Source organism: Paenibacillus sp. sgz302164 (assembly GCF_056120505.1).
The window spans coordinates 1-23016 of sequence record NZ_JBVYOL010000052.1; the positions used below are offsets into that span (position 1 = coordinate 1).

Below are 23016 nucleotides of genomic sequence, written 5' to 3' on the forward strand. Positions count from 1 at the left end.
GAATATCTACAAAAAAATATATGTGCATAATGAAAAATACTCTGCAATCTGCCGTGCAGATAGGATTTCTAAAAAGCATAGTAAGTGTGCATAAATAAAAATGGGCATAAGCCAACCCAATTATGCTCAAAAGGAGAAGGATCAGATGAAGCCAGCACCCATGGAAACGGAAGAAGACCTTGAACTGGTGAAAGATTTCATTCTGTTAGTCCTCCTTCTCGATGTTCTGGAAGGAGATATTTCTGCTTTGAAGACAACTCCGTTAAAAATGTTTGTAATCTATGTAAGAAAATTACGTCACATTCAAAACCTAATTACTGCTGACTTGGTGTCCGTTCGAACTAGGCTCCGGGGACGCGGGATTAAAATATATGAACAGCAGCGTACCAAATTGCGTATAGAAATCCGCTATTTATGCAGGGGCTACCATCGGCATTTTTCTATGCTGTGGGGTCTCGTCAAAGCCGAGTTGTATGTGAAATTGAGCATGTATCTAGACATCGATGTGAGGAGCATTTCACATGAAACCTAAAAAAAAGCGAATTGTGATGTTGGCGGACTGTCAATCCTTCTATGCAAGCGTCGAAAAAGCAGCTCATCCGGAATACAGAGACCAGCCTTTGGTCGTGGCCAGTGATCCTGCTCGCCGTTCTGGTATCATTCTTGCGGCCTGCCCTCTTGCGAAACAATATGGTGTTACTACGGCGGAGCGGCTAGGAGAAGCACTTGCAAAGTGCCCCAATTTGGTAGTCATCCGCCCACGGATGCAAGAATATATCCGAGTGTCGTTAAAAATTACGGAGATTTTTCAGTCATATACCGATTTGGTGGAGCCATACAGTATTGACGAGCAGCATCTCGATATTACCGGAAGCTTGGGGCTTTTTGGCGATCCGATCAGCATTGCCCAAAGCATTCAACTCAAAGTTATGAAGGAACTGGGGGTATATGTACGTATCGGGATCAGTGAAAACAAAGTGCTTTCCAAAATGGCTTGCGATAACTTTGCCAAGCGAAACGAATCAGGAATCTTCCAAATGAACATCGACGAGTTGCACTCGACACTCTGGCCGCTACCGGTCAATCAGATGTTCATGATCGGCTCCCGAATGAGATTTCATCTAGAAAAGATGGGGATTTATACGATTGGTCAATTAGCTCAAATTCCGTTAGCCAAACTTAAATTTAAATGGGGCATTAACGGCGAAGTGCTATGGCTTATAGCTAACGGAGTAGACAATTCACCGGTAAGTCCCGGTACGCATGACCGACAGAAAGCGATTGGCCACCAAATGACGCTTCCAGTTGATTATCGAACCCTCGATCAAATCATGGTTCCCCTCTTAGAGATGTCAGAACTGGTTTGCCAACGTTGCCGCGCAAAAGGCTACATGGGCTGGGTTGTATCTGTTGGCTCTCAGGGAGCGGATTTTGATCGACCAACTGGCTTTTACAGGCAAATGAAGCTGCCTGATCCGACGAATCTCACGAATGAGGTCTTCAAAACAGCGGCAGCTTTGTTTAAGCAGCATTGGGATGGACTCCCTATTCGAAGAATAGGCGTTACATTAAGTCAACTTGTAAGCGATCAGGAATATCAGCTTGTTTTATTCGATGACAGAGAAAAGAAATTAAAGCTAGAAAAAACGACGGATCAAATTAAAGAAAAGTATGGGAATGCTTCTATTATGCGAGCATCCTCCTTAAGAGAACACGGTCAAGCTCGGGATCGAGCACAAAAAATCGGGGGGCATTATAAATGAGTAAAAAACTTGAGGGTAACGGACTGTTCGAATCATCCAGAATGATGCTGCCCGAGCATAAGGAGGCTTACCTCGTACACCAACAGGCATTGAATAAAAAAACACGACCCCAATTGGATGAGCAAGAAATGGAGTACATTTTTCACTGTCTGGCCGAATCGATGCAATTCAAGGCCAGTATTACATTGATATTGTTCGAGGAGTACGACGAAAAAGAAGTTACCGGCATTGTGGTGCAAGTTGATCGACAACGTGAAGCCGTTAAATTAGTCTATAACTATGATTCTGGATGGATCCATTTGGCTGATATCATAAAAATCATATCCTGTAACAATGATTGGGATAGTACCAAAGAATGCTGATCTAAATTAAATAATTCCAGTAAATATTTCTCGAATTTTGTAAAATTAGATCTAGATTTGAAAGTTGTTTAAGAGGCCGTATCCCTTTCAGAACTGCGATTCGTTTTAGATCAAATTTATATTCGCCTAAGAAATTAATGTGCTCCCAGCCAAGAGGGGAAATATGCTTCAACAATTCTTCATTCAATTGCGTTATTACTTTCAATTGCGTTATTACTTTTTCTATATTCCGCTGCTTGTGTTAAATAAACGGTATTCCATACATTGATTGCATTGATGAGGATGTTCAATGCGCGGGCCCGTTGGAGCTGATCTTGCAGATCACGTTCACGCAGTTCGCCGTGTTTGCCAAAAAGATTGCTCGGCCAATGCGTTCATCGCTTCTCTTTTGTAAAAACCGATTGATCTTCCGCCACAGCGCTTCACTTGAAATATAGTCTAAGATGAAGGTGGTTTTCTAGATGCATCCCATTTCCCGGAGTGCGGTTGCTAAACGGTTTTGACGAGCATAAGATCCGAGTTTTCCCATAATCAGCGAAGCCGAAACCGTTCCTTCCCGATGATCTTTGTATTGATTTGGCCGCGCAGCAGTTTCTCCAGTTTGGCGACTTTATGAAGATACCATGAACAAAGCGCAGGCTGTTCTCGTCAATTATCACCATAAATTGTCGCTGCCTTCTTATTGGGGTGATGGTACCACGTCCTCATCGGACGGAATGTGTGTTCAGATTGGGGTGGCCGCACTTCATGCCGATGCGAATCCGCATTACGGTACAGGGGGGAGCGCCAACAAAACGCGGTTATCTCTACTCGACATAATGAGTGACTTTACAGTATTCTATGTATCGTCACTCATTATTTTTATTACTTTATTGATGCTATATCTCTATTGGATTTTATAGTATTTATAGTATATTAATAAGGTTGAGGACGTAGTCCAAGCGAAGGCGCGGGAGGGAAGGTTTTGTTTTAAAAGTATCAAGGAAAACAACAGGAGTGGTTTAATGAGGGTTGTCAGTCTTGAGACAAAAGATGGTAAAAAAACGGTATATGCTGATGAATCCGAATGATGAACCCGTACAGCCGGTTCTACAGTATTTGAAATTCAAAGATAACAGTGGTGCAGCCCGGAATACTTTACGGTCATTCTGTTTCCACTTGAAGCTATTTTTTGAATACCTTGATCAAGTGCAGAAAGATTATCGAGAAATCGGTTTAGACGAGTTAGCCGAGTTCATGCGCTGGCTACAGAATCCTTATAAACACGCTAAGGTATCCCCCATTCAATCGAATGAGCCGATTCGAAAAGCGAAGACCGTCAATATCATCATCAATACGGTAATCGGTTTTTATGATTATCTCATGAGACATGAAGATTACAGCATTCAATTAGCCGAACGAGTCAAAAAACAAATGTCGGGTTCACGCAGAGGCTTTAAGGATTTTCTGTACCACATTAATAAGGATAAAGCCTTCACTACCCATATCCTTAAACTCAAAGTACCTAAGCAAAAACCAAAGACCATTTCGAAAGAACATATCGCAATACTGCTTAATGCGTGTGAAAATGTGAGAGATCAGTATTTGATTCAGTTGCTATGGGAAAGCTCGATGCGGATCGGAGAAGCGTTAGCGTTGTGGCTTGAAGACTTCGAGATCGATGCCCGAAAGATACATATCCGCGATCGCGGCGAACTTTCCAACTTCGCTGAAATCAAGACGGTATGTAGTCCACGCAGTATTGATGTTTCTCCGGATTTAATGAATCTGTACTTGGACTATGTTGCTGAATTTCATACCGAGCATGTGGATACAAATCATGTGTTCATCAAATTGTCCGGAGAAAACAAAGGAAAGCCATTGGAGTACGCGGACGTAGACTCCTTATTTCAGCGCTTACGCAAGAAAACATCGGTCCATATTACGCCGCATATGTTGCGCCACACGTCGCTAACGGAACTTAGAAAAGCAGGTTGGCGGGACGAACATTTAATGAAACGTGCTGGACACGCTCATATTCAAACTACAATGCAGATGTATATTCACCCTTCGGATGAAGACATTAGAAAAGACTGGGAAAAAGCTCAAGAGAACATGAAACTCATCAAGAACAAAAGGGATATTGATAAGACATGAGACTATCTGTTATTACCCCCATTAGCGAAAGTAAGGTTGACGAGCTAAACAAATACCTTTCGGGATACTGGGAAAATGATATTTGGGATACAAACGATCCGATCTTCAACAACTTTAAAAAAGCCGCCAAGGGAAACTCACACCATAACATGAATTTTTCTTACTTCTCCCCCATGCTAAAAAATGAAGTGAAATTCTTCATAATTAACCGTGTTCAAAACGGTGAACTTCAATTAGCCTCAGCTATACACAATTATGGCGGATCCTTTAAACGACTATCTGATTTTTTAGCAAAACATATTCCGAATCTCCGTAGTTTTGCTGATTTAGAAATTAATAAAGCATTGATGCAGCTGCGTTCCTATCTCAGCGAAAATGGACTCAGCATTCTTATTTACGGAAGAAGAAAACTCTCTAATTACGAGAACTTGTTAAACCGATTGTATTTGTTTTACCAAAGCTACTATGATACAAGAACGGAATTTGAAAAAGAGGTTTGGGATGTCAGAAATATTCCTAGTGCCAGATATGCTGACCATGAATCGAGGCAAATATTGAATTTCAAAGATGTTCCCAAGCCTTTTCAAGATTTGGCTAAACGGTATCTGAAGTTTAGAATTAGTCGATTATCCATCGGACAATGCTGCCTTGATCTGACAGCCATTAAGCTTTTTCTGACTTTTCTACATAACAGACATCCCTCGTGGAATACTTTACAAGACTTAGCCAGGATAGATATTGAAGACTTTTTAGCATGGCACAACCAGGAATTAAAAGATAAAATAACGACCAAAAGAGCGCATGTTATTACCCTGAAAGTCTTTTTGGAAAACATAGAGAGGCTTCAATACGTTGGTGCCCCTAAGCTTCCAGTCAATCTATTATTATTTAAAGAAGACTTTCCCCGGCCCAGAAATCGTACAGAAACTGATATTAAATATATCCCTGAGGGAGTGATCCAACAAATTGAGGAAAGATTAGAATACCTGAAGCCCCCTAAGTTCATACCAGTTATTATATTGCTTCGGGCAACCGGCTGGAGGATTTCAGATATTCTCAATCTTAAATATGAAAACTGTTTAGAATACACGAGCCAAGGATGGTATTTGAAAGGTGATATTACAAAAACGCAAGTCTTGAATCATCGTGTGCCTATAACAGAAGAAGTGGCCGCAGTGATTCGAACCGTGATTGAAACCGTAAAAGACCTAAGCCATGAGAGTAACAATCCAAAGAAATACTTATTTGTTCAGCTCGAAGGCGTAAGAAAAGGTAGGCCTTATAATTACTATGACGTACGGAGAAGCTTAAACAGATTTGTCCATGAGCAAAACATTTTAGATGATCAAGGTAACGTGTTCCATTTAAAAAACCATGCTTTCCGTCATACCAAAGGTATTGAATTGATAAACAACGGCATGAATTTATTACACGTGCAAAAATGGATGGCTCATGCTTCTCCGGAAATGACATTAAGGTATGCCAAAATACTCGATACTTCAATGCGAAAATCCTGGGAAGAAGCTACGAAATTAGGCATCTTTAGGATCGACCCTGTCAATAGAAAACCGACAAAAATTGATTTAACCGAAATTGAGAATGAAGATGTTATTGAATGGGAGTATATTCGATACAATTTGGATGCTGTGAAGATGGAACTGGGGTATTGCATGAAGCCCATTAAACAACCCTGCCCGACTCAAGCTAATCCCTGCCTGTCATGTCGGAATTTTTGTACGACACCGGAATTCATTCCGCAATTCGAACACGAGATACACGAGACGAAATCCATTATTGAGCGCGGTAATCGTCTTGGTCGATTAGTATGGGTAGAAAAGAACCAGGCCTTGCTTGAACGCCTAGAACCGATCTTAGAGGCTCTAAAGACAGGTAAAACACACCATCTTGCCGGAAAGAAAGGCCGTGAGTATACCGAGGAGGAACGAGTCCATGCCCGGTAAACATACGAGAAACACAGAAGGTGTACGTCAATATGCCCAGCAAAAGAAGCTATCCGCCGCGGTAAAGGTCGATGAGGCAATCCAACGACTTATTAAGCAACAAGGCAAGATAAACTTCAATAGCGTTTCCACAGAGTCCGGCGCCTCTAAAGCCTATCTTTATAATCATTCGGAGATTCGCGATCGAATAGAAACGCTGCGTAAACAGCAAGAAGGTCTCCTCTCTGCTAAGCAAGTGAAACGTGAAATGACTGAAGCAAGCAAGGATGTTCTCATAGCTGCTAAAAACAAGCGGATAAAAGAACTTGAGACTGAAAACAAACATCTGAAGGATGAATTAATGAAGCTGCGCGGGATAATCTACGATAAATTTTAGAATGGAGAGCCTAGATCATGCTTGACTCCGAAAAAGTAAAATGGATGATTCAACGAAAAAAGCGTCTACATTATACCGATCCGCGTTTTCAGGATGACTCATGGCATATTAGCTACGCGCTAACGAGAGATATGAACGATACAACGGCCTTCCTGGAGTCTTGTACCGATGAAGAAATAAATCTACTATCCGACGAGCTATTCGATGTTGTAGATGCCTTTTACGAGGGTCAAGGCGGTGGTCAATTCGTAGATTTCCTTAAAATACTGGTAGAAAACCGCCCTAATGTGGAGATTCAGGATGAAATTCAAGGTATTGTTGAAACCTTGGATGAACTCGTACAGGGTCTTCCAGTTAATAAACAAGAATTCCTTACCGCTGAGGAAGCTAACGGATTAAAGGCTGATCTGCCCTAAGTAAATGAATGCTCTGGATCGTTAAGCTAACTGGCAGTTATGCTCAACGGACGCTGGAAATGTTATATTTAGGATGTTTAAACTAGATAAATTATGAACAAGGAGATAAAACTATGACAAAAAATAAATTACTACGAATGGATAACGTCCTTATCGTCGTTAACGATCTCGAAGCAGTTAAAGCCTTCTTTCTCCAACTCGGATTCCAGTTTGAGGGCGAAACGACCGTCGAGGGCTCCTCCGTAGATCGTCTCATTGGCCTTCAGAACGTCCGTGCTACCCTCGTGTTTATGCGCACTCCTGACGGCCACGGACGGATCGAGCTGGACAAGTTCCACACGCCGGATGCGATCAGAACTGGGCCGGAGAAGGCTCAGGTGAACGAACTCGGGATCCGCCGCATCATGTTCGCCGTTGATGACATCGATGACGTGGTCGCGCGCCTGATTGCCTATGGCGCCGAACTGGTCGGCGAAGTGGTGCAATACGGGGACACGAATCGACTCGCCTACATCCGCGGTCCCGAAGGCATCATCGTCGGATTGAGCGAGCAGCTCAAGTAATAAATCAGTAACTGTTACGCTAACGGATACGATAGTGGAATGACAGAAAAAAGCAGGCCAAGACTGTGTTGTTCCAGTTTTGGTCTGTTTTTTGCGAAGCTACGACAAAAATACATTGAATACATGTGAACAAAGTGCAGAGCCTTATGTTTCAAGGGGTTTTCTCACGCTCGTTTAGATAATGACAGCCAGGGGCAAAGTAGATGGATAAATATTACACTACGAGCAAACTAAGGAATAAAACTATATTTATTTATTTATCGTATCGGGTTGTTTACGTCAATGGCCAAAGACAGAGCTAGGCTGCCGACATTGATCGGCAGTCTAGTCTTAGTTGGAGATTGAACAGTTGTATCCGTTAGACGCCAACATTTTAACGCGGAAAATATACGCTAAGCCCTGAATTTCGGCTAGCCTGGATTTTTCTTTCTCAATATGAAACGAACGAACATTTAAAAAATAGAGGATCTTGATAAAAAAAGCAGTGACAATCTAGGAGCCAGAAAATCCTAGGATTGTCGCTGCTTTTATTGTGCTATCGTTTTCCGATATCAAGTATGAACCTTAAGCCTGAGAATAGGCGCTTGCGTCAAAGAAGGCAATTTCCCAGAGATGTCCGTCCAAGTCCTCGAAGCTTCTAACATACATGAAGCCATGATCCGCCGGCGCTTTGCTTTCCTTCCCTCCCGCGGCAAGCGCCTTGTTAGCCAGTTCGTCTACATGTTCTCTACTGTCAGCAGATAGCGCAATAATTCCTGCAGCAGCGCTGGCGACATTTGCTATAGGCTTGGTAATGAACGTCCGGAAATACGACTCCGTAAGCAACTGAACGAACGTATTGTCGTTTACTACAAGGCAGGCTGAGTTTTCGTCGGAGAACTGGGGGTTGAACTCGAAGCCGATGCTGCTGAAAAATTCCTTTGTCCGATTTAAATCTTTAACAGGCAAGTTTACAAAAGTGTGAGTCGATTTGTATGCCATCTTTGGTCACCTCATTATATTTTTTATCGTCATTACTTGGAAGTATTGATGTTCCTGCGGATTATAAACCGTAAGCTCTTGAGTGCGTCACGCTTCAGGTAAAAGAGGACGGCCGCAAATACTAAAATCAATAAAGGAACAGCTGCATCCGTCACGTGGCCTGCGGCGAGATTCGTTAGAGTCGCTCCGATCAGGATGACGATCATGATCGCTAACGATGAAGCTACCGCTTTCTGGCTACGGTAGCCGGCTATAAGAATCAGTGCGGCCAAAATTTCAAAAACGCCAACTGTGTAAATCAATGCGACCGGCGTACCAATTTTGTCAGTGAAAAATTCCCTGATTTGGTCGGCAGTGGAAAAGATTTTCGAAGCCCCAGCAAACAAAAAGTCCAATGCAATTAGACCCTGCAGAATGCGTACAACCCATTTCATAAGTAAAACACTCCTTAAGGGGATTCTTCTAGTGGGGTAGTGACAGGGTTGCTGCCATATACCATTAGGGACCTGACGAATATCTTCACGTTCTCTTGAATGAATTGTTCAAGATCGATATCAGGATAGTTCACCCTAGATTCCAAATTGTTAATAAACGCGCCATATTGGGCCATCATGAACGTAAATGCCTGCATGGTGGGGTTCGAACAAGCAATTTTCCCTTGCTCGCTCATCGTAATGAAGTAATCTGTCAGAAACGTCAGCAGTTGGCGAGGATGCTGCAGTCGACGTTCTTTAAAGCCGGGGATATGAACCTCATCTTTTAAGGCGATCAGAATTAGCTTTCGGTCTCGGTTCATGATTTCATGATATTTTTTGCTGATAGCCAATAGGTCGAATTCTAACTCCCACACAATCTGCTCGTTGAAGAGCACTCGCATCTCTTCGGCATACTGAAAACGTTCAAGGGCGGTTTCCAGTAAATTTTGCTTGCTTCCGAAATGTCGAAAAAGCGTCTTTTCGCTTAAGTCGGCAGATGTGGCGATTTCCTGTGTCGTGACGCCATGGTAGCCTCTCTCCGAAATTAGGTCGATCGCGGCCCGTAACAATTTCTCCGCGCTCCCCTGCTTAGTTTGATGCATGATCAACTCCCTTTCTGTAGAATACATGAAATGTCTGTCAGTGATGACTGTCATTATTGTATTCCATTTTTATCCTCCCGTCAATAGCACAGTAAACCCACCGATAATCATAACTCGTTTAGATTTTGAGCAAATATTCGAGTTAAGTTAATTTGCTCTCATTATGGTAATATTCTACATTAAACAGTTAACCCCTCATTCCTCTAAAAATCAATGTTCCGAATGTCTTTTTGTAAAAGGAACATTGGGAATTATGAGACTCGTATTGTCTAAAATTTGCTGCTTCGATATACTGATTGCAATCGTATTGTTCCGATACTCACTCTTTGAGGAAATTCGTTGACATTTTACATTGAATACATATAAACAAAGTGGAAGCCCTTGTCTAATCAGGACTTCCACTCTTGGAGTTTAGATAAACGCGGTTTGTTGGCGGTACCCCTGGCTGTTTTTCAATGAGCCGAGATAGTTGTATATGTTAATAAACACGTTTTGCAAAATGTCATCTGCTGCAAATTCGTTACCGGTCCGCTTCAAGACGAACTGATGCAACGGCCTATAAAAGGTTTTCCAAATCGATTCAATCTCCATAAAAATTCCCCTTCAACAAGTCTTACTTATATAGACGTTACTGGGTTTTAAAAGGACGCAATTTTCAAAGCGGTTCATGCTCTGATCAAATCACACCAAGTACACAAATTCAATATTATTTTGCGCCCTTGCACCATCCAGAGACGTCTACTAGAATCATACAGGAGGATAGTTTCATGCAAAAACAACAATTAAATTCTTCGTTAATCATTACATTGTCCTGTAATCTCACTGGTATTGGATCAGCTATCAATAGAAAGTTGTTAAGGGCATTGTTGCGCGCCATTGCGTAGAATACAGCTTCCTTTATCTCCCTAGGAGTATTTCGCTTAATCGAGCTACGATCAATAATATCCTGATGAGCACTCATTTGGGGACTCCATCGGATAAACACGCTAAGGGTGCGCATGCTTACAATCGTTCAAGTCTTCTGGAACGTATCCAAACGATAATTAAATAAAATATCGGGATACACTGGATCAACAACGCATAGCTTGTCCATACATGTTTCATGAAATTTTGGAACTCCGTTATATTTTCTGCCATATAGACGGAGAATCCAACCATTATAGCCGCCATCGAGAAAGAAAACGGCCTATGATCTTTTAGAGATACAATTTGGCTGAAACTATGTACAGACACGTACAAAAGGAGGCATATTTTAATAACTACAATGGGTATATAAAGGACCGCTACAAAAGGATCAATCGTCTCGATGAAATCAGCGGTGCGAAAAAAGCGGATAATTTCATATACAGGATAGGCCAAATGCCCTGTTAGCGCGGGGCCAAATATTAATATTATTGGTATTAGATACATTAAAATAAAAAATGTGCCAATTATTGTGCTCCAAGTTAGGGAACGCATCGTTTTATTAGATTTTGCTATTTGCGGAAAAAAGAAAAGGATCATAAACATATCACCGTACCACGGCGTGCACTCGTAGATCCCGGAGAATAATGCTTTTAAATCATGATTGGTCAAAAAAGCGATTGCCGTCTTATGGTAAACATCTAATCCTACATAGAAAGGTGTGAGCCCAAATGCATAGATTGGAAATGTAGTAATCAAAAAAAGAAATTGGGCCATGCGAAAAATGGATTCAATTCCTGAACGAACGGCAATCGCGACGCATATTCCAACCAGGCTGGAAACTGCCCAGCTCGGTGTTCCGGGTAAATAGACATCAACCACAATATTTTGAGTAAAGTATAATACAATCGCTGCGCGGTGAAGAAAGTAAAAAATGAAAAGAATCATGAATAGAAGATGGAGCCATTTTCCCACAATTTCTTTTCCGTAAGCAGCAAAAAATTCTTTTGGTCTTTTTTTGGCAAGTGAAACGGAAATAAACGCAATCGCTAATCCACCTAACCCTCCGAAACAAAAAGCAAGCCATGCGTCATATCGAGTGGTCGCTGTAAGAGGACTTATCAAATTAGCAGCAAGGCCTGAATAAAGAAAAAGAGTGAAAAACATAATCACCTGTCCTTGGGATACTCGTTCCATGGCGTCATACCACCTCCTTCTACGTTAGTTTAAACACGTACTTAATGAGATAATTGGGATTCAAAACATGATCGAATAGAAGGAGTGAAAGGTTATACAGCAAAGCTAATCCCAACACGCAGTACACAATAATAAATGTTCTCCGTTTTCGTTTCCGCTTTGTTAAATAGCTCCATTCAAAAATAGCCAACAACGTAAAAACTACAATAAGAATAAGCATGTGATCACCCGAGGTATCCTTTAGCTGTTATTCACCTAATTTTTTGCTCATTGCCGGTGCTTTTTATCCGAGGCTTGACTTGAATGTCCAAGCTTACTTTTTCTTGATAGATGTGATGCCAATCGGGTTTTAATTCTTTCCATTTTTTCGGATAATGCCATTCTAGATAAGCGCCCATTTGGAACGCATCAGTCCCCTTTTGTTTCGATTTTTGGAAAGCGCTTTTCATTCGGTTTTCAATTTCAGATGCCAAGATTTTCTCCAATTGAAGGATCATCCTCCGATCCGAGATATCGATATTGGAATCGGACGATTGGATTTTACTTTCCGGTGTAACCTCCGCTTTAAAAACAAGCTGATCTTGTTTAATGACCGGCTTAATACTTGTTTTCGTTCGAAGAACGAATAAACTAATGAGCTTCTTATCTGTAGGAGACGGAAAGGTAATAATAGCCTCCTTCATTCGATCTAATATCCACAGAGCCCCGCGCATTTCTTGTTCGTTTAACATTCCTACCATTTTCCCCTCTTTAAATAGCGCGGCTCCATCCGTCCCAATATGTACACCTCTCTCACTTGATTTTTTTCTTTCGACTATTCCCGTGATCATATCTCCACTGTAATCGTCAGCCCGCAGGAAATCCCTTACGTTTGAATCAATTGTAACCCGTTGATGGGCAAAGTCCCGAAAAATTTCGGACGGAAAGCGTTCGAAGTTAGAAGGGAATTCCGAAATATCTTTTGCCTTGCCGGATGCCACCAGCAAATAGGTTTTAATGGGCATGGAGTTGCGCTCAATAAACTCTACAAGGGGCTGTATTCCTTCTTCGGCAAACTCTTTACCGACCACGATGACTTTTACATGTCCCCAAAAGACTTTCCGGGATAGACTGGATTGAATATTTCGGTATGCATCTGCGATGTTTTGACCTTTAGCACTTAGTGCGGTATAAGGCTCCCCTCCTCCTTTTCCTGCACCACCACCACCACCACCTCCTCCTCCTCCTGATTGTCCGCTGATCCGATTAGGCAGAGGGAAACCAACGGTCAATTCGATTTCATTGTCCTCCGTCTTATCTACAAATATTCCGATGACCAAAGCGCGATCATTGATTTCGATCCGTGACCAACAACCTGTCAGTACTGCGAGGAGAAGAAAAGTTAGGCTCGCTCCAAACCATAGATGACGAATAGATAACAAACTCAATCACCATCTTCCTCCCCTGGAATATGCCATGCTTCGCGAGAAGATAAACGTTTGGAGTCCCTTCTACCGTACAGTTCGGGGCGATTATTCATGAACCACCATGGCGCTCTTACGACTACATCTTTCAGGTTGCCAAAAACAAAGGGGGCTAATGGTGAAAAGTAATGGGTACCGAAAGACCTCAGGGAAACAAGATGCAACAATACCAGGAAGATCGCAACCGTCAGACCAAACAGACCAAAGCTACCCGCTAAGAACATGATTGGAAATCGCAATAACCGCAGCGTAAGGCCAAAATTATAATTAGGTACAACAAAAGACGCAACCCCCGTCAAAGAAACAATAATCACCATGGGGGCAGAAACGAGCCCTGCTCGAACAGCCGCTTCTCCGATGACCAACGCTCCGAGGACGGCTACAGCCTGACCAAGGGAAGTCGGGATTCGAATGCTTGCTTCACGCAAAGCTTCAAAAATAATCTCCATGAGGAAAGCTTCAATGATCGCCGGAAAAGGAACCGGTTCCCGGGCAGCGGCCAAACTGATCAATAAGTTGGTCGGAATCATTTCAGGATGATAGGTGGTAAGCGCTACATATAATGATGGAAAGAACATGGAAATGAGTAAAAAGATATAGCGAACCCACCGAGTCCATGATGCTGAAAAAAAACGTTGGTTATAGTCTTCTGCGGATTGGAGAAACATCCAGAATGTAACGGGCGCGATCATTGCTATTGGAGTCCCGTTGGTCAAGATCGTTACCCTTCCTTCCAGCAGAGCTGCTGCTGCAACATCCGGTCGCTCCGTATTTTGTACTTGCGGGAAAGGGGAGTATGGATTATCTTCAATGAATTCTTCTATATAGCTGTTTCCCAGCACACCATCAATCACGATTCGCGAAATTCTTTTTTTAGCTTCGTCAACTAATTCTGGCTTACAAGTCCCTTCCATATATGCAATGACGACATCCGTCTTCGTGTGTGTTCCTAATTGAAGATTTTCCATCTTTAGCGCCGGACTTTTAATTCGTCTGCGAATCAAGGTAATATTCGTTTTTAGGTCCTCGATAAAGGCTTCTTGAGGTCCAAGAATCACAATTTCGTTCTTTGACTCGCTGATAGCTCGTTTTTCGTACGAAGTGAAGGGAAATACGACCATTCGGTCTTCCGCATCTAATAACATCAGAATTTGACCCTCAAGAATTTTATTGACAGCTTCGGTCAGGTCGGTAATTAAGATGCAGGACGAAACGGACAGTTTCTTTGTATCTAATACTTTATGGATCAAATCGGCTTTTGACTCGGCAAACGCGGGATCCATCATCGGATCCAATACATGTTCTTGAAATAAACCCCGATCGATCATCCCGTCTATGTAAATAACCGCACACTTTTCAAATTGACAAACGGTAAAAGGGTAAAAAACAACATCGAAGCACCGATCCAATTGTTTATGAAACCATTCCATTCGTTCGTCAAGTTGGTTCCCCGTCACAACAGGCTCGATTTTAACTTGAGTAAGAAGTTTTTTCTCCTGCTTTTTTCCGAAACGTTGAAATAGGAACATAAGGGTACCTCGATAAGTGGAGTGATTATGATTTAGTCTTATCATTTACCCCCTTATTTAAACATACAAAGCTGATCGGAGATTAACATACAAAGCCGCAAATTAAGATAGTTGCCGGTTTTTTCTTAAAGCACATACCGTATGGCAGAAAACAAAAGCAAAACCGCGATCCCGAAACAAAACCGCATCAGCCATTTATCCTGTCGGTCGAAAACATTCATGACGCTTCTCCCTTCACATACTGGGCATTAAACAGAAATAATCTCAGCAGCAGCACAAGCGCCGGTATCAACAGGACGAGTCCCGCCAAGAACGATACGACCAAGGCCCGTCCCATGACCGGATTCGTCGCACTGCCGGCAAGCGTCAAATACGGGTAAAGCAAATAGGGAAGATGCGAGATCCAAAAAAAGAGTCAGGGATCTTCTTCCCCCAACTCTTTCTTAATAAAATCATTCTAACTTTCACGAAGTAGAAATTTTTGAAGTTGTATCTGTTTTCTCTCGATTGCTTCAAGTGGCATTCTTGCTTTCTTTGTAAACATAAAATGATTTTGTTCTCCATGTATTACATTGCACTTATCACAATAAGGAAGTGGACTCTCGTGCAGAGCATTTAATTCAAAACGCTGATGCCCTTTAGGACAATGATATATGTAAACAGTGACCTTTCGAGTTTTGTCTGCAGCTGCATGTTCACTCGTTTTTATTTCATTCCTTTTATTAAAGTCTGCACATGCCGTAGCAACTGTCACGTTATATACTTTATGTTGTTTTTGAATTCTGGAACTAATTGGGGTAATACCAGCGAAGCTGTCATCAGGGGCAAAGTAATTTGCTTAGACTTCATCTTTTTTCATCTTCCATCATAATCTGTTATTTAAATTGGAAACTTATTAATGACCTCGTTATATTCAAATTGTGCATCGGTGATCGCGAGTTTAGAGTACACTTCTAATGATTTACGGCTTTCGTGACCGGAATAAGGCTGAATCAACGCATCATCGATCCCCTGCTTTTTCAACCACGTTAACAGAAAATGACGGAGTTTGTGAGGTGATAGGTTTTGTGCTAACCCTGCTTCTTCCGAGTATTTGGCCAAGATTTTGCGAATACCTCGATCCGTGTACTTTTTCTTCCATGAGGATTCAAACAAGTATGCCGCCTGTTTTTTTTTCATCGAATCTGCATGCATGGCCAGCAGCTCTTTAAATGTCTGTGGAAATGGGACAATCCGATCCTTATTACCTTTTCCTTTATTAATCCGGATCTGGCAATAATGAAAATCGATGTCCGATAGCTTGATATTGATTAACTCGCTAACGCGAACGCCGGTATACATTAAAGTCTTTACGATCATCATGTCCTGAAAATTCTTTGACTTCCAGACAACTTCATAATATTTTTTCAAATCATCTTCGGTCGGCACATACGGCAGTTTTTTGGATGCCTTGGGTACTTCAACTTCAAGTTCCGCTCTCAGGTGTTGGAATAGACTTTTTAAGTAAGCATAATCCGGTCTTTCAGTTCGAAGATATTTAGCTAGTTCCCGCGCCTTCTTTTTTGCCGATATTCTCTTTTCGGTCATGCCAACAATTCACCTTCCAATAGCAAACGTTCATTCATGTTCAAATTAAAGGAGCCGTATGGATTCACATGTGTATATATTAAAGGTGTTATCGCTCGAAAATCTTCCGGAGCCATTAAGTTAAACCACTTTTTATCGGACAAAACGTTTTGAAGCATCAGAGTATTGATATAGACTAAACAATTTTGTAATAAATGAAGGGATAGTACCGCCATTTCTTGATCCTCTAATCGATTGGTAGCGATCTCACCACCCTTACCACAAAAAATGAAGCTATTTGCGGAATTCCAGTTTTCTACTACATTTAAACCTTCGTGAATTTCTCTTCTTATTTCTTCTGAATTTAAGTACTCGCATAAAAATATGGTCTTTATGGCTTTCCCTAACTCCTGCAGCGCTAAATAAGTAGGATGCTTTACTTGATTATTACGACTAAATCTTTTCATTATCGCTTCTGTTTCTGCCGTTCCTAAGCGTAATGCTGTAGCATATTTCACCATTTGATCATATTGCTGTCGGATGAGTTCCCAGTTAATCGGGCGAGTAAGTACCGGCTGTAAGTTGGAATAAGCATCAGTCATTCCCGGTTCTGGTCGATATAACTTCTGTGAACCAATTGATTTCAGTCTCGGCATTAACTGAAATCCAAGTAGATGACAAAAAGCAAAAGCTACTTCACTTTGCCCATGGGTATCCACATAATTTTTTTCTAACTTCATATCTGTGCAATGCCGTAGTAACCCCTCCATCATAGCTGAAACCTCAGATGATGAACACGATTTAAGCTGCGAGTAAATGCACGTCGAGTTCTTCTCCACATGCCAGTAAATCATGACGCCGCGGCCACGGTACCGGATATGCCACTCTGTCATCAGATTCTGATCCCAAGCCCCAAACTTTTTGGAATCGGAAGCACATGAAGTCGTACCTTCGCCCCAGATATCCTGCATTTTCGAACGGAAAATCGCATTAACAATTTCCGACGTTGCATTACGCAAATTGTCTTTGTTAATGAATTTACGGCGCACATAGAGCAAATCTTTGTACGTCTCCCCATGATCGCCAGAAGAAATGCGTTTCAGTCCCATATTGGTTCCCAGCCCGTACAGGCATAAGATTAACCTCTTTTGAAGTGTAAACCGATCGATTGTTTCTCTCACACCTGCTGTTTTAAATTGGCCAGAAAATTGGATACGTAAATCAGCTTCCTTTAAGATGTCCAATAAATTCGTCATAGGCCAGCGGCGAATGAGTTCACTTTTTATTTTAGATAAGTTCAAGGGTTCAGGCTGCGGCTCAAGAGGAGACAGACCGATCCACCCATTTTTCTTTGTTGTAATTTTTACCTTTTCATTTTTAGGCATCCCTGAATTCAATTTTTCTAAGCCTTGAGTCAACTCTTGCTTGATATTGTTAATAAACGATTCAGCATCCAACGGCTGATTCAAGGCTTTATAGTTTTCTTCGCGTCTCTCTTCAAAATCTTGAGGTAAATCTTCCTCTGGATTCCGATAGCGATAAGATCCTTCCACCCAAATTTCTTTGCAGCGTAGCTTATCCCTTAGTGCTTGTAAGGCACTGATTTCATAGTTGATACGGTTGATTCGCTCTTGCCCTTTGTCGTCCTTTTCAACAATTATCTCTTTGTACCCAGCACGAATGACACCATCTATCGGAATGTCATCCGTTAACGAGAAATAATGCTGTCCTGTATCAGCGTACATTTTAATGAGTTCGAGCGCTCGGATCACGGGACGGTGAACCTCATTGTTGGAGCGGAAGTTTAGCATGTTAAGAAGCTCTGGAACCATTCGCCGGTAGTGGGTGCTGTACGAGTTTCTAATGACGGTATGAATTTTTTCGCGGTATGCCGGACCGGTGTGCTTAAATTCCTTCACTAAGTCCTTTAGCGTTTGTTCGCTAACTATAGGATATAGCACATCTTTAATGACTCCATCCGGATTGTTGATAGCTGTCTGAGCCAGGTTAAATAATATCCCATACTTGTTACCAACACGCCTTAAGTCATTTAGAATTTCTTTATCTACTCTATTCTCAGCACGTACCCAAATTTGATGAATGATCTGTATAAGCAACTCGACCAAACTATCGGTAATTTCTTCGCTTCTCAGCCAAAAAAATGCGGATAGAAGTGTATAGCGAATAGGATCAGGATGCCGTCTTAGTTCACGCAGATCTTCGGTAGCGGTTCGTTGTCTGTATTTTTTGATTACCTTTAGAGGTATGTCTCGAAATAAATGATCCGGTAATTCGATATTCCGAATTGTACGTAGTTTATTAAACTCACGAAATATGGTTTTAACGCTGGCACGACCCGAATCCGATTTCAAGTCGTTAAATGTTATTTGCCCATTGGATGGAGCATCCAAAGAAAATTCTGAGTCATCCTCTTTAATGTCATCTAAGCTATCAATCAGACCATCCAATTGTCTTAACGTGACTGGAGATAACTTTTGAAAAATAGATTCGAAAAAAAGTTCCTCATAAGAACGTATTGCAGAACGAATAAGCCTTTCTATTCGATCTACCGTGGGAGGTTCAATTTGCTGTTCTCTAAATCGGCTATACACGTAGGCTTCAATATGCTTAGCGTCGTGATCGTGATAAAGTACGTGTTCACAAAGCCACTCGGCCATATCATCAGCATCTTTAACGGTTGCTTCTCGGAAACCGAAGAATTCCCGAATCTGAGCACGATGATACTTAATCATTCGGCCATTCCAGTCATACTGCGAATAAAGCTCAGGAAGTACATCGATTTGTTTGGCGATATAAGAAATAACAGCTTTAGGAACCTCGTATTTTTGTTGAGGAAATCTGGCTTCATATTGAAAAAATTTAAGCAGTACAGAAAACCCAATACGAGTTTCTCCAGTTTTATTACCAACTAATTTCTTTTCATTCGGTAGTAACGTAAAATGCTCAATGAGTTCTTCTAACTCCCAGCTGCGCTTCACGGATATCACCCCAAAATTAAAGTTCCTAAAAACACCAGTATCGGAATTTATCTTTTAAATTCAGTATATCTGAGCATAGTTTAATAGACAACAAACGAATGAAATACAACTAAGTTCTGTTTACGAAAACTTATTCGGAACTTCATATGATTAGGAATTAGGGTTCGAGTAGCAATGGAACAGAAGTTCGTAACAAGGTATTTACATATTTATCCACTTACTTTTGATTTCCTTGTCTGATTTTTATAGAATTACACTACCCATGCGGTAGAGCGAATAGTCATAATTTCCGATGCACGGATTCTGTCCAAGTAAACCTTGATGAACTCAAAAATCATCGCTTGACGCGATCAAAATACGTGTATATACTTATATTGAACGAGGAAGCGAATCGACAATCAGATTTTTTTTATTTTAGCAAAAAAAACGTGTATATACACGCAAATAGGAGGACATGATACATCCAGGACGGTAAACTGGATGAATACAGGATCTATTCCTGAAAACTAATGAATGAGAGAGAAAAATAGGAGGAAATATTGCTTTATGTAAGGAGATGCTTTGTGAAAAGGTAAGAATATCGGATGGTAACGGTGAGGCGGATATTGAAACCTCAATAATAGAAAGAGAACATAACGATTTAGTTTGCACCTATTGCGTGTATATACACATAGTAAATATAATCCTTTTGTTGGCGATGGAAGCGATTCTGGCCTGGCTAGGTTAGGCCACGATACCGTCTCAATCAATGAGTATAGGTTTAGTGATAATGACGAAGGGGAACTATACATGTCTATTCCGAACACGACAGTGACCCTTCAGCGCCGATGGCCTTGGATTTAAGACGTTGCCAAGCGGATTCATTAGGATTCACGATTGTTCCTTGAAAACCGGATAGCGAAACGATTACGAAACATATTTAGCCATTTTGATTGCGTGAAAATGGCGGATTATCGAATAAAAGAGCACGGAGGATTCCTAAGCGAAGACCGACGTATGTCGGTGCTAGGAAGTTGAGGGGAACGGTTGGTAGCGTGACACCATCCCGCACAACGAAGCTAGGGTAGACGGTGGCAGTAACCATAGCTGTTCAACGACAGTAAATTCCTTGTCAGGCTTCGTATCGACTGCACGATAAGCTCAACTAGGGCTAACTAACTATGCTAAATATAAAGGAGAAAAGATATTTATGCCTCTTACACTCACTCTATCAGAAGGTGTTTTGCCTCAAGGAACCGAGAAGCAAGCGTTCGCACGTCTCAGTGATGCAATGCTGAAATGGCATGGTCTCAGTGGTGACAAGGTCATGACGCCGAACATTGTAGGTTCCATTCACTTGATTTCGAAAGGACATACGTTCTCTGGATCGAAAGAAGGGCCTGTCGCTTTTATTGAATGGAAAACGCCGTCGATCGCATTCAATACCAGGGAAATTCAACAAGGGTATTTCGAGGAAGCGACAAATATTATTCACGAAATGTCAGGTGGTAAGTTGCCTAAAGAGCGTATCTGGATCAATGTTGTTCACGCGGTCGATGGGGCCTGGGGGATTGGCGGTCAGGCGTTGACCAACGATCAGTTGGGCGCAGCGATTTCGTAAGGCTAAGGAGAAGGCGCCGCGAGCGATTTCTGACAAGGATAAAGTTCTTGGAAGTGTCGTTAAGTAAGAATCGGGTGCCGCTACAATTAACAATCGATTGAGGTTGTCCAAGTTTCGGAACGTTTCGCATCCGGTTTTGAGGGCGCAATCTTGGCCGCATTGGATCACATACTATCGCAACAGGTGTAGTTCGATTAGGTGTCACTAGTCGATTTGTTGCAGAAAGTAGTCTTTCTAAGAATAAAAGTTACAAAGGTGGGGGGGATTGTCGAGTATGCGAAAAGAACTTTTGGCAGAGTTTATCGGCACGTTTATGTTGGTGTTTGCCGGGACGGGCGCGGTTGTGATCAACAGCTTGACTGGTAGTCTTACACACATCGGTGTGGCTTTAACATTTGGCCTTGTTGTGATGGTTATTATTTATGCATTCGGTCATATTTCCGGTGCTCACTTTAATCCTGCAGTTACCGTAGCTTTCTGGATACGCAGCGACATCGATGCAAAAACGGCAGTTAGGTATGTCGGTTCACAAGTAGCCGGTGCGGTCCTGGCAAGCTCTGTTCTGCTTGGACTGTTCGGGAACGTAGCTCATCTTGGAACGACGCTTCCAAGAGGATCATGGGAGCAATCCTTTATGTTGGAATTGATTCTTACTTTTGCTCTCATGTTGGTCATTCTTGGGTCTGCGGTTCATGGAAAAGCAGTGAAGGAGTTTGCCGGAGTTGCTATCGGTGGAGTTGTCGGCTTAGAGGCTATGTTTGCTGGACCAATCTGCGGCGCTTCGATGAATCCCGCGCGATCACTGGCGCCGGCCCTTGTCTCAGGAACGTTCGAGTATTTGTGGGTTTACATCGTCGCTACCGTCATTGGCGCGTTGCTAGCAGCTTATATTTATCGATTCTTACACGAATAGCTGTTAATCCTCCCGTGGATCCATGAATCGGATTCGGAATGGGACTGTATGAAGGAGACGGCTGAAGCGACGCACCATTCTGCCGTGAAACTAGGGACAATCTAGGCTACGAACTGAGCGGTTATGTCCATAGGTAAACTTGAAATTTGAAAGAGCTAAGAACCCCTTACATGAACTTCATAAGCATTAATAAAATTGGTGAACAGGTGCAACTAGAAAGTTTTGATCAATATTGAGAAATACAAGAACAACGACAGGAATCCAAGAACCGCTATTGACGACGAACTAATATGTGTATATGCTTATAATTACGAATGAAAAAGGTTCGACGAAAGGGTTATCAGCGATGGCCGGTTTGGCAGATTGCGCTTGCTGGAATGTGCGAGAGGCTTCCCGTTCCATTACGGGCTTGTATGATGAATATTTAAGACCGGCTGGTATTCGGGCTACACAGTATACGTTGCTTATGACGATTGACACGGCTGATTCACCTTCCACGATTACGGAACTATCCGATTTTCTTATGCTGAATAGGACCACGCTGTCGCGGGATCTCCAACCGCTGGAAAGGCGGGGTTTAGTCTCGATTACGGAAGGAAAGGATCGCAGAAGCCGACTTGTTGCGATTACATCCCAAGGCAAGGAACTCCTTACCCTCGCAATTCCATTATATGAGCAGGCGCAGGCTAGAGTTCTAAATGATCTGGGTGAAGACCGATATGCATCTATGCTCGAACATTTGTCGGAGATCGTGAAGTTGACCCGGCGAAAATGATTCACGGTACAGCGGTCCATAACAACCCACAAGCGACTAATTGTCTATCGGCGGCGGGGCATCACGGAGCGTTTGACATACCAAAGCGAGTTTGTAATCGCTTCTACAGCAGCATGATTGGGCGACTGCTGTTAAGCTCATCCCGCAAAGAGTAATCCACCCTTCATTGCGAGGGTGGATTACTCTTTTTGATTTGATCATGAGGATTGCGAAAGAAAGACACCTTGTTCACTCATGATTGATTTGGTACATTAGGCAAAAATATATACTGGGGGTGGAAATTTTTTTCTAAATTTCCTGATAGAAGATGGATTACATTGCCCATAGTGACAGCTACGCTGGTACTACCCGTGCGCGTTGTTCCTAGACAACCTGCTCAGAAATGAACAACAAAACTAGGGGGTTTCTAAAGAGACCTAACTTCATATCTGAATG

The 23016-nt window shown here is 42.1% G+C and carries 19 protein-coding genes and 4 pseudogenes; 12 read left to right on the forward strand and 11 right to left on the reverse strand.

What is annotated here, in order from left to right; all coding sequences use genetic code 11:
- Positions 1–145: 145 nt before the first annotated feature.
- Genes AC0LWT_RS38010 through AC0LWT_RS38020 form a run of 3 tightly spaced genes read left to right on the forward strand, consistent with a single transcriptional unit; the run spans position 146 to position 2125 of the window.
- Entirely contained in the window at positions 146–532 is a 387-nt protein-coding gene (locus AC0LWT_RS38010; protein ID WP_474687105.1) for a YhjD family protein, read from the forward strand.
- Complete coding sequence (locus AC0LWT_RS38015) at positions 522–1763, forward strand: DNA polymerase IV (protein WP_474687106.1); 1242 nt, start codon at positions 522–524, stop codon at positions 1761–1763. Before AC0LWT_RS38010 ends, AC0LWT_RS38015 begins: the two co-directional genes overlap by 11 nt.
- Entirely contained in the window at positions 1760–2125 is a 366-nt protein-coding gene (locus AC0LWT_RS38020; RefSeq protein ID WP_474687108.1) for a YolD-like family protein, read from the forward strand. Before AC0LWT_RS38015 ends, AC0LWT_RS38020 begins: the two co-directional genes overlap by 4 nt.
- A 1-nt stretch (position 2126) precedes the next feature.
- On the opposite strand, the pseudogene AC0LWT_RS38025 reads toward AC0LWT_RS38020, so the two are convergent.
- A pseudogene (locus AC0LWT_RS38025) lies at positions 2127–2684 on the reverse strand (Tn3 family transposase); the annotation flags it as partial.
- Positions 2685–2727: 43 nt separating this feature from the next.
- Between AC0LWT_RS38025 and AC0LWT_RS38030 the strand changes: the two are divergent.
- The 6 genes and pseudogenes from AC0LWT_RS38030 to AC0LWT_RS38055 form a co-directional block, all read left to right on the forward strand.
- Positions 2728–2958: pseudogene (locus AC0LWT_RS38030) on the forward strand (Tn3 family transposase); the annotation flags it as partial.
- A 171-nt stretch (positions 2959–3129) separates the two neighbouring features.
- Positions 3130–4261 (forward strand): annotated as a pseudogene (locus AC0LWT_RS38035) (tyrosine-type recombinase/integrase).
- Entirely contained in the window at positions 4258–6222 is a 1965-nt protein-coding gene (locus tag AC0LWT_RS38040; RefSeq protein ID WP_474687109.1) for a site-specific integrase, read from the forward strand. The pseudogene AC0LWT_RS38035 and the gene AC0LWT_RS38040 overlap by 4 nt, the downstream one beginning before the upstream one ends.
- The gene (locus AC0LWT_RS38045) at positions 6212–6598 is read left to right on the forward strand and encodes a DUF6262 family protein (RefSeq protein WP_474687111.1); all 387 of its coding nucleotides are present in this window, start codon (positions 6212–6214) and stop codon (positions 6596–6598) included. Before AC0LWT_RS38040 ends, AC0LWT_RS38045 begins: the two co-directional genes overlap by 11 nt.
- Before the next feature lie 17 nt (positions 6599–6615).
- Complete coding sequence (locus AC0LWT_RS38050) at positions 6616–7014, forward strand: hypothetical protein (RefSeq protein WP_474687112.1); 399 nt, start codon at positions 6616–6618, stop codon at positions 7012–7014.
- A 113-nt stretch (positions 7015–7127) separates the two neighbouring features.
- Positions 7128–7577 carry a VOC family protein gene (locus AC0LWT_RS38055; RefSeq protein WP_474687114.1) on the forward strand — a complete coding sequence of 150 codons (450 nt, stop codon included), beginning with the start codon at positions 7128–7130 and terminating at the stop codon, positions 7575–7577.
- 564 nt (positions 7578–8141) lie between these two features.
- On the opposite strand, the gene AC0LWT_RS38060 is transcribed toward AC0LWT_RS38055, so the two are convergent.
- The 10 genes and pseudogenes from AC0LWT_RS38060 to AC0LWT_RS38105 form a co-directional block, all read right to left on the reverse strand.
- Positions 8142–8558, reverse strand: a complete 417-nt coding sequence (locus AC0LWT_RS38060; RefSeq protein ID WP_474687116.1) for a VOC family protein — start codon at positions 8556–8558, stop codon at positions 8142–8144.
- A 32-nt stretch (positions 8559–8590) separates the two neighbouring features.
- The gene (locus AC0LWT_RS38065; protein WP_474687118.1) at positions 8591–8992 is read right to left on the reverse strand and encodes a DoxX family protein; all 402 of its coding nucleotides are present in this window, start codon (positions 8990–8992) and stop codon (positions 8591–8593) included.
- 14 nt (positions 8993–9006) lie between these two features.
- On the reverse strand, positions 9007–9636 hold the full coding sequence (locus AC0LWT_RS38070; protein ID WP_474687120.1) for a TetR/AcrR family transcriptional regulator: 630 nt from the start codon (positions 9634–9636) through the stop codon (positions 9007–9009).
- Positions 9637–10047: 411 nt separating this feature from the next.
- Positions 10048–10227, reverse strand: a complete 180-nt coding sequence (locus AC0LWT_RS38075) for a hypothetical protein (RefSeq protein ID WP_474687122.1) — start codon at positions 10225–10227, stop codon at positions 10048–10050.
- A 411-nt stretch (positions 10228–10638) separates the two neighbouring features.
- Positions 10639–11736, reverse strand: a complete 1098-nt coding sequence (locus AC0LWT_RS38080; RefSeq protein ID WP_474687123.1) for a GerAB/ArcD/ProY family transporter — start codon at positions 11734–11736, stop codon at positions 10639–10641.
- A 251-nt stretch (positions 11737–11987) separates the two neighbouring features.
- Positions 11988–13163, reverse strand: a complete 1176-nt coding sequence (locus AC0LWT_RS38085; protein ID WP_474687125.1) for a Ger(x)C family spore germination protein — start codon at positions 13161–13163, stop codon at positions 11988–11990.
- Entirely contained in the window at positions 13160–14728 is a 1569-nt protein-coding gene (locus tag AC0LWT_RS38090; protein ID WP_474687126.1) for a spore germination protein, read from the reverse strand. The genes AC0LWT_RS38085 and AC0LWT_RS38090 overlap by 4 nt, the downstream gene beginning before the upstream one ends.
- 217 nt (positions 14729–14945) lie before the next feature.
- Positions 14946–15128: pseudogene (locus AC0LWT_RS38095) on the reverse strand (cytochrome d ubiquinol oxidase subunit II); the annotation flags it as partial.
- A 479-nt stretch (positions 15129–15607) separates the two neighbouring features.
- A complete protein-coding gene (locus AC0LWT_RS38100; protein WP_474687128.1) occupies positions 15608–16315 on the reverse strand; it encodes a tyrosine-type recombinase/integrase in 708 nt (235 codons plus the stop codon).
- Positions 16312–19293, reverse strand: coding sequence for a Tn3 family transposase (locus AC0LWT_RS38105; protein ID WP_474687130.1), 2982 nt, complete (start codon positions 19291–19293; stop codon positions 16312–16314). The genes AC0LWT_RS38100 and AC0LWT_RS38105 overlap by 4 nt, the downstream gene beginning before the upstream one ends.
- Before the next feature lie 1189 nt (positions 19294–20482).
- Here AC0LWT_RS38105 and AC0LWT_RS38110 point away from each other — a divergent pair.
- The 3 genes from AC0LWT_RS38110 (at position 20483) to AC0LWT_RS38120 (ending at position 22581) form a co-directional block, all read left to right on the forward strand.
- The gene (locus tag AC0LWT_RS38110) at positions 20483–20893 is read left to right on the forward strand and encodes a hypothetical protein (RefSeq protein ID WP_474687132.1); all 411 of its coding nucleotides are present in this window, start codon (positions 20483–20485) and stop codon (positions 20891–20893) included.
- Between the two features lie 274 nt (positions 20894–21167).
- Entirely contained in the window at positions 21168–21806 is a 639-nt protein-coding gene (locus AC0LWT_RS38115) for an MIP/aquaporin family protein (protein ID WP_474687134.1), read from the forward strand.
- A gap of 346 nt (positions 21807–22152) precedes the next feature.
- Complete coding sequence (locus AC0LWT_RS38120) at positions 22153–22581, forward strand: MarR family winged helix-turn-helix transcriptional regulator (RefSeq protein WP_474687135.1); 429 nt, start codon at positions 22153–22155, stop codon at positions 22579–22581.
- Positions 22582–23016: the final 435 nt, after the last annotated feature.

Excerpts from the sequence above, each read along its gene's own strand:
- AC0LWT_RS38010 (WP_474687105.1), top strand. The coding sequence starts at position 146 with ATGAAGCCAGCACCCATGGAAACGGAAGAAGACCTTGAACTGGTGAAA.
- AC0LWT_RS38015 (WP_474687106.1), top strand. The coding sequence starts at position 522 with ATGAAACCTAAAAAAAAGCGAATTGTGATGTTGGCGGACTGTCAATCC.
- AC0LWT_RS38020 (WP_474687108.1), top strand. The coding sequence starts at position 1,760 with ATGAGTAAAAAACTTGAGGGTAACGGACTGTTCGAATCATCCAGAATG.
- AC0LWT_RS38040 (WP_474687109.1), top strand. The coding sequence starts at position 4,258 with ATGAGACTATCTGTTATTACCCCCATTAGCGAAAGTAAGGTTGACGAG.
- AC0LWT_RS38045 (WP_474687111.1), top strand. The coding sequence starts at position 6,212 with ATGCCCGGTAAACATACGAGAAACACAGAAGGTGTACGTCAATATGCC.
- AC0LWT_RS38050 (WP_474687112.1), top strand. The coding sequence starts at position 6,616 with ATGCTTGACTCCGAAAAAGTAAAATGGATGATTCAACGAAAAAAGCGT.
- AC0LWT_RS38055 (WP_474687114.1), top strand. The coding sequence starts at position 7,128 with ATGACAAAAAATAAATTACTACGAATGGATAACGTCCTTATCGTCGTT.
- AC0LWT_RS38060 (WP_474687116.1), bottom strand. The coding sequence starts at position 8,558 with ATGGCATACAAATCGACTCACACTTTTGTAAACTTGCCTGTTAAAGAT.
- AC0LWT_RS38065 (WP_474687118.1), bottom strand. The coding sequence starts at position 8,992 with ATGAAATGGGTTGTACGCATTCTGCAGGGTCTAATTGCATTGGACTTT.
- AC0LWT_RS38070 (WP_474687120.1), bottom strand. The coding sequence starts at position 9,636 with ATGCATCAAACTAAGCAGGGGAGCGCGGAGAAATTGTTACGGGCCGCG.
- AC0LWT_RS38075 (WP_474687122.1), bottom strand. The coding sequence starts at position 10,227 with ATGGAGATTGAATCGATTTGGAAAACCTTTTATAGGCCGTTGCATCAG.
- AC0LWT_RS38080 (WP_474687123.1), bottom strand. The coding sequence starts at position 11,736 with ATGGAACGAGTATCCCAAGGACAGGTGATTATGTTTTTCACTCTTTTT.
- AC0LWT_RS38090 (WP_474687126.1), bottom strand. The coding sequence starts at position 14,728 with ATGTTCCTATTTCAACGTTTCGGAAAAAAGCAGGAGAAAAAACTTCTT.
- AC0LWT_RS38100 (WP_474687128.1), bottom strand. The coding sequence starts at position 16,315 with ATGACCGAAAAGAGAATATCGGCAAAAAAGAAGGCGCGGGAACTAGCT.
- AC0LWT_RS38110 (WP_474687132.1), top strand. The coding sequence starts at position 20,483 with ATGCCTCTTACACTCACTCTATCAGAAGGTGTTTTGCCTCAAGGAACC.
- AC0LWT_RS38115 (WP_474687134.1), top strand. The coding sequence starts at position 21,168 with ATGCGAAAAGAACTTTTGGCAGAGTTTATCGGCACGTTTATGTTGGTG.
- AC0LWT_RS38120 (WP_474687135.1), top strand. The coding sequence starts at position 22,153 with ATGGCCGGTTTGGCAGATTGCGCTTGCTGGAATGTGCGAGAGGCTTCC.